At 57.6% G+C, this 13,470-nt stretch carries 11 protein-coding genes; 3 read left to right on the top strand and 8 right to left on the bottom strand.

Translation table 11 applies throughout. The annotated features are described in order from the left end of the window. Positions 1-6 precede the first annotated feature (6 nt). Both lplT and aas read right to left on the bottom strand, forming a co-directional pair. Positions 7-1,200: a lysophospholipid transporter LplT gene (gene lplT, locus K7B04_RS09645; protein WP_223803900.1), complete on the bottom strand. Its 1,194-nt coding sequence runs from the start codon at positions 1,198-1,200 to the stop codon at positions 7-9. After that, positions 1,193-3,352 carry a bifunctional acyl-ACP--phospholipid O-acyltransferase/long-chain-fatty-acid--ACP ligase gene (gene aas, locus K7B04_RS09640; RefSeq protein ID WP_223803899.1) on the bottom strand — a complete coding sequence of 720 codons (2,160 nt, stop codon included), beginning with the start codon at positions 3,350-3,352 and terminating at the stop codon, positions 1,193-1,195. The genes lplT and aas overlap by 8 nt, the downstream gene beginning before the upstream one ends. A gap of 617 nt (positions 3,353-3,969) precedes the next feature. Here aas and galR point away from each other — a divergent pair. Further along, complete coding sequence (gene galR / locus K7B04_RS09635) at positions 3,970-4,986, top strand: HTH-type transcriptional regulator GalR (protein WP_163449346.1); 1,017 nt, start codon at positions 3,970-3,972, stop codon at positions 4,984-4,986. Here the strand turns inward: galR and K7B04_RS09630 are convergent. From K7B04_RS09630 to K7B04_RS09615, 4 genes are read right to left on the bottom strand one after another with little or no spacing between them, the layout of a single operon-like run. Continuing rightward, positions 4,947-5,426: a GNAT family N-acetyltransferase gene (locus K7B04_RS09630; RefSeq protein WP_223803898.1), complete on the bottom strand. Its 480-nt coding sequence runs from the start codon at positions 5,424-5,426 to the stop codon at positions 4,947-4,949. The two genes, galR and K7B04_RS09630, sit on opposite strands and share 40 nt — an antisense overlap. Next, a complete protein-coding gene (locus K7B04_RS09625; protein WP_223803897.1) occupies positions 5,423-6,196 on the bottom strand; it encodes a GntR family transcriptional regulator in 774 nt (257 codons plus the stop codon). The genes K7B04_RS09630 and K7B04_RS09625 overlap by 4 nt, the downstream gene beginning before the upstream one ends. A gap of 47 nt (positions 6,197-6,243) precedes the next feature. Beyond that, the gene (locus K7B04_RS09620; RefSeq protein ID WP_223803896.1) at positions 6,244-7,671 is read right to left on the bottom strand and encodes a glycoside hydrolase family 1 protein; all 1,428 of its coding nucleotides are present in this window, start codon (positions 7,669-7,671) and stop codon (positions 6,244-6,246) included. A gap of 7 nt (positions 7,672-7,678) precedes the next feature. After that, positions 7,679-9,016, bottom strand: a complete 1,338-nt coding sequence (locus K7B04_RS09615; RefSeq protein ID WP_064542950.1) for a PTS transporter subunit EIIC — start codon at positions 9,014-9,016, stop codon at positions 7,679-7,681. Between the two features lie 301 nt (positions 9,017-9,317). On the opposite strand from K7B04_RS09615, the gene K7B04_RS09610 reads away from it, so the two are divergent. After that, entirely contained in the window at positions 9,318-10,328 is a 1,011-nt protein-coding gene (locus tag K7B04_RS09610; protein WP_163449350.1) for a LacI family DNA-binding transcriptional regulator, read from the top strand. Between the two features lie 80 nt (positions 10,329-10,408). Here K7B04_RS09610 and lysA read toward each other — a convergent pair whose 3' ends face one another. Continuing rightward, entirely contained in the window at positions 10,409-11,671 is a 1,263-nt protein-coding gene (lysA, locus tag K7B04_RS09605; protein WP_223803895.1) for a diaminopimelate decarboxylase, read from the bottom strand. A gap of 120 nt (positions 11,672-11,791) precedes the next feature. On the opposite strand from lysA, the gene K7B04_RS09600 reads away from it, so the two are divergent. Beyond that, positions 11,792-12,727: a LysR family transcriptional regulator gene (locus K7B04_RS09600; RefSeq protein ID WP_064542938.1), complete on the top strand. Its 936-nt coding sequence runs from the start codon at positions 11,792-11,794 to the stop codon at positions 12,725-12,727. Here K7B04_RS09600 and K7B04_RS09595 read toward each other — a convergent pair. Beyond that, a complete protein-coding gene (locus K7B04_RS09595) occupies positions 12,714-13,406 on the bottom strand; it encodes an aspartate/glutamate racemase (RefSeq protein WP_223803894.1) in 693 nt (230 codons plus the stop codon). The genes K7B04_RS09600 and K7B04_RS09595 overlap by 14 nt on opposite strands. Positions 13,407-13,470 lie beyond the last annotated feature (64 nt).

Below are 13,470 nucleotides of genomic sequence, written 5' to 3'. Positions count from 1 at the left end.
GGAAAATCAGCGCCGCTTACCCCACAGCCACAGCACGATAATCGCCAGCGCAAACAACACACCGAAGCCTACGCCCACGCCGACAACCGGAATATTCACCGCCACCGCCAGCGAGTACAGCCCCAGCATCAACAGCATCGCGCTATTTTCACCGAGATTTTGCACCGCAATCGCATTGCCCGAGCCAACGGTATGCTTGCTGCGATCCTGCAACAGCGCGTTCAGCGGCACGATAAAGAAGCCGCCACAGATGCCGATGATAAACAGCAGCACATAAGCCGGTAAAATCGCGTGCTGAAGGGCGAAAATCGCCACCACCACGCCAATCAGCACCCCCGCAGGCATGCAGCGTGCGACCGTTTCCAGCGTGACCAGCCTGGCGGCCGCCCCGGCCCCCACCACAATCCCCACCGCCACCATCGCATTCAGATAGGTTGGCGTGGCGTTATCGGTAATCCCTAACGCCACCGGAACCCACAACACCAACAGGAAGCGCAGCGTCACCCCCGCGCCCCAGAACAGGCTGGTGCCAAGCAGAGAAAAGCGCGTTTCACCGTTGTGCCACAGCACATTGCAGGCGTTAAAGAAATTGTGGGTCATGGGGCGAAAACGCCAGGACTGACCCGGACGCGCAGCTGGCAACCTGGGAATAAAAATGTTCGCCACCACCGCGCCGCCGTAGACGATCGCGCAAAGCGCCAGTGCGCCCACCACGCTCCAGTCAGCTACCACGCCGCCCGCCACCGAGCCGATCAGAATCGCCGCGATCGTCGAAGCTTCCATCAGACCGTTGGCTTTCACCAGTTTATCGCCGGTGGTCAGTTCCCCGAGAATGCCATACTTCGCCGGCGAGTAAGCCGCCGCGCCGATACCCACCAGCGTATAGCCGATAAACGGATTCAGCCCCACGCAAATCATCGCCGCGCCGAGCAGCTTCAGGCCGTTGGCGAACATCATCACCCGGCCCTTACCAAAGCTGTCCGCCACCTGGCCGACGAACGGCGCAAAGACGATGTAAGCGCCCACAAACACCATTTGCAGCACCGGCTGGCTCCAGTCCGGATAGTATTGCTGCTTCATCAGCGCCAGCGTGGCAAACAGCAGCGCGTTGTCGCCAAAAGCCGAGAGGAACTGGGCGGCGATAACCGCCATCATGCCTTTCGACCAGATAGAGGTGTTAGTGTGTACTGACTCACTCATGTGGGTGTTCCGTCTCTGCAACCATGCTCTTAAGGGTGACGAAATCCGGTTTACCGCTGCCCAGCAGCGGCAGCTGTTTCATCCAGCGAATGTCGCGAGGAACCGCCAGCTCCGGCACGCCGTGGGCCCGCGCATACTGCAACAGTTTGTCGCGGGTCAGTTCATTATCGGTGGTAAATAGCACCAGCGCCTCGCCTTTGCTGGCATCGGTTTTCACTGCCGTGGCGTGCATCTTCTCAGGCGATACGCCCAGCGCCAGCTGTTCGACCGTTTCCAGCGACACCATTTCGCCGGCAATTTTAGCAAACCGCTTTGCCCGTCCCTGAATCTGCACATAGCCCTGAGCGTCAAAAGCGACAATATCCCCGGTGTCGTACCAGCCGGTTTCCCGCTCACCGTGCTGATTCTCAGCCGTCGGCGCTTCCAGCACGCCAGGGTTCTCAACGCGCAGGTAGCCGCACATCACGTTCGGCCCTTTCACCTGCAGACGACCGCCCTGCTCAATGCCCGGTACTTCCAGCAATCTCGCGTCCATCCCCGGCAGAATGCGCCCTACCGTGCCCGGTTTCGCCGCCATTGGCACGTTAATCGAAACCACCGGCGCGCATTCGGTCACGCCATAGCCTTCCAGAATGCGCAGGCCGAACTTGTCCTGCCACAGCTCTTTGGTGCTCTGTTGCAGCTTTTCCGCCCCGGCCACGACATAGCGTAGACGATAGAAATCGTACGGGTTGGCGAATCGCGCGTAGTTGCCTAAAAACGTTGAGGTACCGAACAGGACGGTACAGTTACGGTCATACACCAGCTCCGGTACCATGCGGTAGTGCAACGGGCTGGGGTAGAGGAACACTTCCGCGCCGGTCAGAAGCGGCGTAAACAGCCCGACCGTCAGGCCAAACGAGTGGAACAGCGGCAACGCCGACATAAAGCGGTCATTGGCGGTAAAGTCGGCGATGGTTTTGATCTGCTCGACGTTCGCCAGAATGCTTTTGTGGCTGTGCACCACGCCTTTAGGGTGGCCTTCCGAACCGGAGGTAAAGAGGATGATTGCCGGATCTTCCGGCTGCTGCACCACCTGCGCCAGACGCGGCATCAGCACGCGTGAAAAGATCCACAGCTTATCGACGGTGGTCACATCGCCTTTTAAATCTTCGAGGAATACCCAGCGAACCTGGGTCAACTGCTCGGTCAGGTGCCAGAGTTTGCCTTTATCAAGAAACGTGCGCGAGGTAAAAATCGTGCCAATTTGCGCGGCGGTAATGGCGCTGGACAGCCCTTTGACCCCGGCAGTGTAGTTCATCATCGCCGGAATACGACCGCGGGCAATCGCACCGAAGATAACCGCGGCGCAGATACCGGCATTCGGGAGCATCAGGCCGATCTTTTCTCCCTTCTGGCTGTATTTTTCGAGGATACGCGCCACAAACAGCGTTTTGGTCAGCAGCTTGCGATAGCTGTCCGGCTGGAAATTGATATCTTCGACGCACGCTTTTTTCTCGCCGTATCGGTGCATCGCCGTCAGCAGCGATTCATACAGCGTTTCACGCGGACGCACCGCCATCCGGGCTTCCATCATAATCTGGTGCAGCATTTCGCCGGCAATGCGGCGACGGTCACGGGCACGCGGGGCTTCCGGCATTGGCAGCGTGGTTGGCGGCAACAGGTGCAGTTGAATACGCGGGAAAAGGCGGCGCTTCACCAGCCCTTTCAGGCGGCTAAAGTAGCTCAGTTCCGCGCCTTCAATACGCACCGGAATAATCGTCGCCCCGGACTTCGCCGCCACAAAGGCCGCGCCGTCGTAAATCTTCATCAGCGAACCGGAGACTGAAATGCGCCCTTCCGGGAAAATCACCACCGGGCGGCCCTGTTCGATCAGGCGCACCAGATGCTTGATTGACATCGGTTTTGTCGGGTCGAGCGGGACAAAATCGATGATCGGCGTCAGCCAGCGCATGAACCATTTTTGGGAAATCGAGGTGTAGACGGCAAAAACCGGGCGAACCGGGAGAAACAGCGCCAGCAAAATGCCGTCGATAAACGAGACGTGGTTGGGCGTAATCAGCACTTTAGGCTGGCTTAACGCCTCGGTGCTACCGGTCATCCGTACCCTGAATAACACCCTGAAAAGCTGTCGGAAGAAACAGAGAAGCATACCAACTCCTTTTGCCAAAGATTTATCTTTGCAAAGGGTACACGAGAACACTGAGGAAAAGCAGCAGACGGGAAGATGGAGGTAAAAAAAAACCTGCGCTTCTGCGCAGGTCGGTGTAAGTGATGCGTACGCAAAGCGTACTTTGAAACATTCACCAATCAATACCTCTGGGACCGCTATTGTCTCCCCCCTACCGCCTGGCAGCCAGTTTAAAACCGCAAGAGAATGAGCGGAAATGCAACGAGGTATTGCGATTATGGGGAACTGTAACAGCGTGAATTCAGGCAAAAAAAAACCTGCGCATCTGCGCAGGTTGGTGTAATTGAGTGGTCAACCTTGTGGGCGACTTCACCTATCAATACCTCTGGGACAATCAGATTAGCAACTCGCGTAACGCGTTCTCCAGCAGACATTCGCAACAGCATCTCGCAAAGTGTAAGCAAACGTTTGAATATTCCTGTTTAGTTGCAAAAGCGCGGTGTCACTCTTCCGCAAAGCATCGTGAACGCATCAATATTGTGCAATCCACCACAGACTCGGCCTTGAATAGCACCGGGATTTCCGTAAAACTGTTAGGGTGTAAACGTTTACCCATCGAATTTTGTTTAAGGCATATTATGGCGACAATTAAAGATGTGGCCCGGATGGCAGGCGTCTCCGTCGCCACCGTTTCCCGCGTCATCAACAACTCTCCAAAAGCCAGCGATGCCTCGCGTCAGGCGGTGAACTCCGCCATGGAGACCCTCAACTATCATCCCAACGCCAATGCCCGCGCGCTGGCGCAGCAGTCGACGGAAACCGTCGGCCTGGTGGTGGGCGACGTCTCCGACCCTTTTTTCGGCGCCATGGTTAAAGCCGTGGAGCAGGTCGCCTATCACACCGGCAATTTTTTGCTGATTGGCAACGGCTACCATAATGAGATGAAAGAACGTCAGGCCATTGAGCAACTCATCCGCCACCGCTGTGCGGCGCTGGTGGTGCATGCCAAGCTGATTCCCGACGCTGAACTGGCAGATTTAATGAAGCAAATGCCCGGCATGGTGTTGATCAACCGCATTCTGCCCGGTTTCGAAAAACGCTGCGTGGCGCTGGACGACCGTTACGGCGCCTGGCTGGCGACTCGCCATCTGATTCAACAAGGGCATACGCGCATTGGCTATATCTGTTCCAACCACGCGATTTCGGATGCGGAAGACCGACTGGCGGGCTACTACGACGCGCTAAAAGAGCACGGGCTACCGTGCAACGACCGGCTGGTGACCTTTGCCGAGCCGGATGAAAGCGGCGGCGAACAGGCCATGACCGAGCTGCTCGGTCGCGGCAAGCAGTTTACCGCCGTCGCCTGTTACAACGACTCGATGGCGGCGGGCGCGATGGGCGTACTGAATGATAACGGTATCGACGTACCGCAGGCGATTTCGCTGATTGGTTTCGATGACGTGCTGGTTTCCCGCTACGTGCGACCACGGCTGACCACCATCCGCTACCCGATTGTCACCATGGCCACCCAGGCCGCCGAGCTGGCGTTGGCGCTGGCAGAGAACAAGCCGCTACCGGATATCACCCACCTGTTCAGCCCGACGCTGGTTCGCCGTCACTCGGTGATAGCCCCGGCGGAAGAGGTTAAATCGTAGCGATAAAGATGGACGGTGGTGTCCGGGTAATCGAGGGCATCACCGAGGTACTGCCAGCCGAAGCGTTCGTAAAAATCCCGACATGCCGAATAGAGGTGCAGTTCCGTATATCCCAGCTGCGCGGCACAGGACATCACGTGCCGCTGTAGCTGGCCCGCCAGACCGCGGCCACGCGCCTCTGGCGCGACGTACAACGCCGCCATCCACGGCCACAGATCCTGACGGCTGATTAAATCGCAGCGCCACAGCCCCACCGTTCCTGACAGTTTATCGCCCTCAACGGCAATAAACGTCAGCGGCAGTGCGCCCGGACGCTGGCTGTGGTCAATGATGCTGGCAAAAAATGCCCGCGACAGACCTTCGCCGCCAAAGGCGTGCCATAGCCAGTCGGTCACCTGACCGGCGTACTGCGGACGGTCGTAGAGCGGCAGGATGGTCACATTAATTTTCCCTGGAAGATGGGAACCGATTCAAACAGATAGCCGTCGAAATCCGGCGCGTCTTCGTCAGACAGCTCCATCAGGCTATTTTTGACGTTCTCAAGATGCTGCCACATCGCCTGCCAGGCCCCCATGACGTCGCGGCGGCGTAGCGCGGCCAGAATAGTCTGCCGATCGCCGAGCCATTTCAGCCGGTAGGTGCGGCTGGCAATATGAGCGTTAAACTGCTGCCACAGCGGACTGCTGTCCATCTGGATCCAGACGCGCTCGATAGTCGCCAGCAGCATCTGGTTTTGCGTCGCCCCGGCCAGCACCAGGTGGAACAGGCGGCCGTTGTCCTGGCTGGTATCGTTGAGCGCAATCGCCCGCTGCTCTTGTTCGATAATCTGCTTGAGGTTGTCGATATCTGCGCGGGTGGCCATCTTCGCGGCGAAAGCGGCAATGTTACTCTCCAGCAGCTGGCGCGCCTGCAGGATTTCAAATGGCCCAACGTCGCTGCTCAGCATCTGCTCTTCCTCGCCGTCGCTTTCTTGCGGAATACGCATCACGTACACGCCGGAGCCCTGGCGAATATCAACCGAACCCTGTAGTTCCAGCATCAGCAGCGCCTCGCGCACGATGGTACGGCTGACGCCGTAAGTTTCAGCGATATTGCGTTCCGGCGGCAGGCGCGACCCGACGGGATAGCGGCCCTGCATAATCTGGGCGCGCAAATCATCGCCAATCTCCTGATAGGGTTTCTTTTCCGGCGGGACGGTAGCCTTCTCCACAATTTCACCTGTACGTTATGCCAATACCGGCGCTATCTTAGCAAAAATCAGCGCCATTCATCATCGATATCCACCGTCAGCTCGCGGCTGTCGCGCAGTTGACGGAACCAGCGGGCAGAGGCTTTTGGCCGCCGCGCGCGGTCGTTCTGGAGATCGATTTCAATCAGCCCGTAGCGGTTTTTAAAGGCGTTCATCGGCGAAACGTTGTCGGTAAAGGCCCATAGCATATAGCCGTGGCAGTTGGCGCCGTCTTCTTTCGCCCGCAGCGTTTGCCACAGATGCTCGCTGATAAAACGGATCCGATAGTCGTCGGCAATCACGCCATCGGCGTTGCGGAACTGGGCCTCATTTTCCACCCCCATACCGCTCTCGGCGACAAACCACGGAATATTGCGATAGTCATTTTTGATACGCATCGCCATGTCGTAGACAATCTGCGGGTAGATTTCCCAACCGCGCGAGTTGTTCATCTTTCTGCCCGGCAGCTCAAACGGTTCGTAGTACCAGGCCGGGTGGAACGGCGTCCCGGGATGCCAGGCGCGCAACGGCGCTTTTACCCGATGCGGGTAGTAGAGATTAATGCCCAGTTCATCGACCGTGTTGTCGCGGATGATCGCCAGTTCGTCGGCACTGTAGTCCCAGGCAACCGCATGCTTCTCCAGCAGCGTGAACAGCTCTGCCGGGTAAGCACCGTGTACCAGCGGGTCTAGGAATACGCGGTTGTAGAACAGATCGTACACCTCTGCCGCCCGCTGGTCGTGAGCGGCGGAGGAACGCGGATAGGTCACCTCCGGGTTGAGGATGCAGCCGACGGTCCCTTGATAGCCTTTCTCGCGGAATAGCTGCACCACCTTCGCCGTCGCCAGTACCTTGTGGTGATTCCACTGCATCCATTTGCCGGTGTTTTGCTCATACGGCCAGCGTAGCGCATCCAGATAGACGCGGGTCTGCACCACAATCGGCTCGTTAAAGGTAAACCAGCGCGTCACCTTGCGATGGTAGCGGGCAAACACCTGCTCCACGTAGCGCACATACAGCTCAACCACTTTTTTCGAGCCCCAACCGCCGTACTCTTCCAGCAGGTAGCCAGGCAGCTCGTAGTGCTCAAGGCAGATCATCGGCTCAATACCATTGGCCAGCAGCTCATCAAACAGCTGGTCATAATAAGCGGCATACTCTTCATCCACCGTAACCGCCTCATAATCGGTTAAAAAACGCGACCAGTTGATGGAGGTACGGTAATGAGTCAACCCCGCTAGCTTCATCAGTTGCACGTCTTCGCGAAAGCGGTTGATAAAATCGGTGGCAACTGCCGGGCCGTAGCCGTTATGCCAGACGTGACGGTCGTTCTTGTACCAGAGATCGGGCCAGGAATCCTGGCCTGGCTTTTTACCGCTCCAGCCTTCCGTTTGCCAGGCCGAAGCCGCGGCCCCGAGAATAAAATCATCGGGAATCGTTATCCGTTTTGTACTCATAGCGTCCTCAGAAGTTATCGGTAGCCGGGGATTTGGCCGCCAGGCGTTCGGAAATCTCGGCGCGGCGGGAGGCGATTTTGACGAACGGCAGGTAAATCAGCACCGCCACGACGATACAAATCAGCTGCGTCACTACCGCGCCCATCGAGCCTGCGGTCGACAGCCAGGCGTTGATCAGCGGCGGCGTGGTCCACGGCACCATCACCACGGCTTTACCGGCAAACCCGGTGACGGTGGCGAAATAGCCGATGCTGCCGGTCACCAGCGGGGTAATAATGAAGGGAATCGCCAGGATCGGGTTGAGCATGATCGGCATACCGAAGATTACCGGCTCGTTGATGTTGAAGATCCCCGGGCCAATCGACAGCTTGGCGATCTCTTTCATCTCTTTACGCTTGGTGGCAATCATCACCGCGATCAGCAGCCCGATGGTCAGTCCGGACCCGCCGATGCTCATATACACGTCCCAGAACGGCATCGTAATAATATTCGGCACCTCTTTACCCTGCTCGAAGGCGCTCATGTTGACGGTAATCGCCCCCAGCAGCAGCGGTTCGCGGATGGGTTTGATCATCTGGTTACCGTGAATGCCGATCACCCAGAAGATCTGCGCCACGAACATCAGCAGCAGGATCCCCGGCAGGCTCTGCATCACCCGTTCCAGCGGTTGCTGCACCACCTGATAAACCGCGTCGTAGAGGTACATGCCGGTCAGTTGATGGAAGATGAAGCCGAAGGTGGCGATCGCGGTGACGGTAATGATCGCCGGGATCAGCGCTGAAAACGACGCGGCGACGTTCGGCGGCACGGTGTCCGGCATTTTGATCTTCAGCCCGTTGCGCGTTTCCAGCCAGCAGTAGATCTCGACCGACAGAATGGCGATAAACATGCCGAGGAACAGGCTGCGGGTGTCAGAGAACTGACGCAGCAGCACATCTTTGACTTCATGCATCTGCCCGTCGACCATCATCTGTACGGTGGTCGGCGTGACGCAGATAAAGCAGATCACCGCCAGCAGGCCGGGGAACAGGGTCTTAATGCCGTTGATTCTTCCTAGCTCGATGCCGATCAGGAACACGGCGCCAATGTTGAGGAAGTTCAGCGTGGCGTAGTTGATGGCGCTGGTAATCGGTTTGAGAGACGCCAGAAACGACAGCGACTGGAAGCTGGCGAGACCGTTTTTCGGATCCAACACCATGTTGGAGATCAGTACGGAGAAGGCGCCAACGATGATCACCGGCATCAGCGTAATAAAGGCGTGTTTGATCGCCATGATATAGCGATAGCTATTGAATTTCGTGGCGAAACTCCCCAGCGAATCAATCAGTTTGTCCTGCAATGCCATAGAAAGTACCTCAAGTTTAAGGGCTTTATCGCGCATCCGGTGTACAGCCAAACACCTTTTGGCATACCAAAAATAGTCATCCTTAACGAAAAGTTCTGTGATTAAGCTCCCAACCTCTATTTTGGTATTCCAAACAGAAAGAAATACAATTATTGGTATACCACATGCTGAAGGAGCGGTTCTTAGCGCGATTAACTGCAAAAGCGTGATCGCGATAGGTTTTTTATCCGCTGTAGAGTTCGTATGAGTGGTGAATGTCTGTGATAAACTGCGGGTCATCACGGAGTTTCAGGGATTAACAATGGCAACAATGCTGGATGTCTCAATACGCGCTGGCGTGTCGAAAGCAACGGTCTCCCGTGTGCTGAATGGTACCGGTCAGGTCAAAGAGAGCACCCGTAAACAGGTGTTTAAAGCGATGGAGGAGTTAGGCTATCGGCCCAACTTTCTGGCGCGCTCGTTGGCCAATCGCACCAGCAACAGCATTGGCCTCGTTGTCTCAACCTTCGACGGCTTCTACTTTGGTCGTTTGTTACAGCAGGCCTCCCGTCAGACGGAAGCCTGGGGTAAACAGCTGATTGTGACCGATGGCCACGATACGCCCGAGCGTGAAGAGCAGGCGGTGCAGATGCTGGCCGATCGCCAGTGCGACGCCATCGTGCTCTACACCCGCCATATGAGCGAAAAAGCGATCATGTCGCTGGTGAACACGACTCCGATGCCGCTGGTCGTCATTAACCGCGACGTCAGCCAGGCGCGCGATCGCTGCGTGTTCTTCGAACAGCAGGATGCCGCATTCCAGGCGGTAGAGTATCTGATTTCTCAAGGGCATCGGGACATCGCCTGCATTACCGTTCCTATTCATACGCCAACCGGTAAAGCGCGTTTGCAGGGCTACCGTCGGGCGCTGGAACAGAACGGCATAAAATGGGATCCGGCAAAAGTGAAGCATGGCGATTCGACCATGAACTGCGGCTATGACATGTGCAACGCGCTGCTGGAAGAGAAAGTGAAGTTCAGCGCGCTGTTTGCCTGTAACGATGACATGGCGCTGGGCGCGTCGAAGGCGCTGCATCAGGCGGGGCTACATATTCCTCAGGATATTTCACTGTTTGGCTTTGATGATGCCCCGAGCGCCAAGTGGCTGGAGCCGGGGCTGTCGACGGTGTACCTGCCGATCGATAACATGATCGTCACCGCCATTGACCAGGCCATTAAGCTGGCCGCGGGCGAAGAGATTGAAACCATACCGCCGTTCACCGGCACGCTGGTATTGCGCGATTCGGTCACAACGGGACCGTATTACAAATAACGTGCCGGATGGCGGCGCAAGCGCCTTATCCGGCCTACATCCCCGTAGGCCCGATAAGCGCAGCGCCATCAGGCATTCCCTCAGATAAGTTCCAGCGCCAGCAGCTCTTCAATCGTCTGACGACGACGAATCAACCGCGCCACACCGTTATCAAACAGCACTTCCGGCAGCAGCGGTCGGCTGTTGTAGTTTGACGACATCGACGCCCCGTAAGCACCGGTATCGTGCAGCACCAGATAATCGCCCGGGACCACCGCAGGCAGCAGGCGAGTTTCCACTTTGCCCCCTTCCTGCTGGGTGAAGACATCGCCGGATTCACACAGCGGACCCGCCACCACGGTTTCAATCTGCGGGGCGTTTTCCAGCGCACGACCATCGCCCGCCATCGCGGAAATATGGTGATAGCTGCCGTACATCGCCGGACGCATCAGATCGTTGAAGCCCGCGTCAATCAGCACAAAGTGACGGCTGCCCATCGCTTTTACGCTGCGCACCTGCGCCACCAGCACGCCGGATTCCGCTACCAGGAAACGCCCCGGTTCGATCTCAAGCTTCACCGGGTGGCCCAGATGTTGCGCGATTTGCTGACGCGCGGCATTCCACAGACCAAAGTAGTGATCGGTGTTGATCGCCTCCTCGCCCTCGCGATACGGGATTGACAGCCCGCCGCCCGCGGAGATCGCCTCCAGATCCTGACCAAACTCCACCACCTGACGCACCATCGCGCCGCACACCTGCTCCAGATGGCCATAATCGACGCCGGATCCGATATGCATGTGAATGCCTACCAGCTTCAGCTGATAACGCTGGATCACCGCCAGCGCCGCCGGCAGATCGCTGTACCAGATGCCATGCTTGCTGTTTTCGCCGCCGGTGTTGGTTTTCTGACTGTGGCCGTGGCCGAACCCTGGGTTAACGCGCAGCCACACGCGATGCCCCGGAGAGATGCTGCCGAGCTGCTCCAGCATATCGACTGAGCCGGCGTTCACCGGAATGTGTAACTCACGCACGCGGGCCAGCGTCGCCTCATCAATCATATCAGCGGTAAAAACGATATCGTCACGCCCTTCGCCCGGCTCATAGCCTGCAGCCAGCGCGCGTTCAATCTCGCCGAGGGAGACGGAATCCACCTTCACGCCCTGCTCACGCATCAGACGCAGAATGTGAATATTCGAGCACGCCTTCTGGGCAAAACGCACCACGTCAAACTGATTCAGTTTGGCAATCTGCGCGCGAATAATCTGCGCATCGTACACCCACACCGGACAGCCAAATTCGGCAGGCAGGCGCAGCAGGTTGTCGGCGGTCAGGTCAGTGTCGGTATTGTTGAGCGGGCGTGGCATAGCGGACTCCGGTAATCATCTTTTTTATGATTACGCCACAGGCGAAAGAGAATAAAAAATATCGTTTTATCGCGAGTCTATGCAAAAATGATATGGTGTACAGACCTGTGAGGATCGCCGATGCCAGCCGTAAACCTGCGCCATATTGAAATCTTTCATGCCATTATGACGGCGGGAAACCTGACGGAAGCCGCGCGAATGCTGCACACCTCACAGCCAACCGTCAGCCGCGAGCTGGCGCGCTTCGAGCAGGTTCTCGGCTTAAAGCTGTTTGAACGCAGCCGAGGACGTTTGCACCCGACGGTGCAAGGACTGCGGCTGTTTGAAGAAGTGCAGCGATCCTGGTATGGGCTGGACCGCATCGTCAGCGCCGCCGAAAGCCTGCGTGAATTCCGTCAGGGCGAGCTGTCGATTGTCTGCCTGCCGGTGTTCTCGCAATCTTTTTTACCGCCGTTGCTCCAGCCGTTCCTCGCGCGCTACCCGCAGGTCAATATTCAAATCGTGCCGCAGGAGTCGCCGCTACTGGAAGAGTGGCTGTCGGCGCAGCGCCACGATCTGGGCCTGACGGAGACGCTGCACACGCCCGCAGGCACCGAGCGCACGCCGCTGCTCACGCTCAACGAAGTGTGCGTTCTGCCGCAGGCACACCCGCTGGCCGCGAAAGCAGTGCTGACGCCAGCCGATTTTCAGGGCGAGAACTACATCAGTCTGTCGCGCACTGACAGCTATCGCCAACTGCTGGATGCGCTGTTTAATGAACATCAGGTGAAGCGGCGCATGGTGGTCGAAACGCACAGCGCCGCCTCTATCTGCGCGATGGTCAAAGCCGGCGTCGGCCTTTCGGTGGTGAACCCGCTAACGGCGCTGGACTACGTCAACAGCGGCGTTGCCATTCGCCGCTTTAGCGTCGACGTGCCGTTCACCGTCAGTCTGATTCGCCCGCTACACCGCCCGGCCTCGGCGCTGCTGGAGACGTTTACGGCCCATCTTCAGGCGCACCTGTCACGCATTACCGACCCGCTGGAGGCGGTGCTTAGCGAGATCAAGAGAGCATAAACGCCACCGCGTCTTCGGCATGGATCGCCGCCGTATCAAACACCGGGAGCGGGCTCAGTTCAGCGGGCACCAACAGGCCAATTTCGGTGCAGCCAAAGATCACCCCTTGCGCGCCCTGCTTCGCCAGCGCCGCTATCACGCTCAGGTAATAGTCGCGGGAGGCGTCGCTGAATTCGCCGAGGCACAGCTCATCAAAGATGATCTGGTTAATCTTCTGTCGATCGTCCGCTTCGGGAATCAGCGTACTGATGCCAAATTCCGCCTGCAAACGTCCGCGGTAGAAATCCTGTTCCATGGTGTAACGCGTGCCGAGTAGCGCAACGTTGTTCATCCGTTGTTTTTGAATCGCACGGCCCGTGGCGTCGGCAATGTGCAGGAACGGCACCTCACAGGCGGTTTCAATCGCCTCAGCGACTTTGTGCATGGTGTTGGTGCACAACACGATACCTTCCGCCCCCGCCTGCTGAAGGCCCCGCGCGGCCTGAGCGAGGATCTCGCCCGCACGCTGCCAGTCGCCCTGTGACTGGCACAGTTCAATCTCGTGGAAATCCACGCTGTGCAGTAAGATCTGCGCCGAATGCAAACCGCCAAGTCGCTGCTTTACCCCTTCATTAATCAGGCGATAGTAGGGAATGGTCGACTCCCAGCTCATCCCGCCTAACAGACCAATCGTTTTCATCGTGGTTCCTTGTGCGTTGTCGTCCTGCCAGTGAAGCAAAGTTGTGATCAACTTTCCACATCTG

Origin of the sequence: Kluyvera sp. CRP, assembly GCF_019930565.1 — a bacterium.
Classification (GTDB): Bacteria; Pseudomonadota; Gammaproteobacteria; order Enterobacterales; family Enterobacteriaceae; genus Kluyvera; species Kluyvera georgiana_A.
The sequence above is the reverse complement of the archived record's forward strand: the minus strand, read 5'-3'. Positions and strand labels throughout refer to the sequence as shown.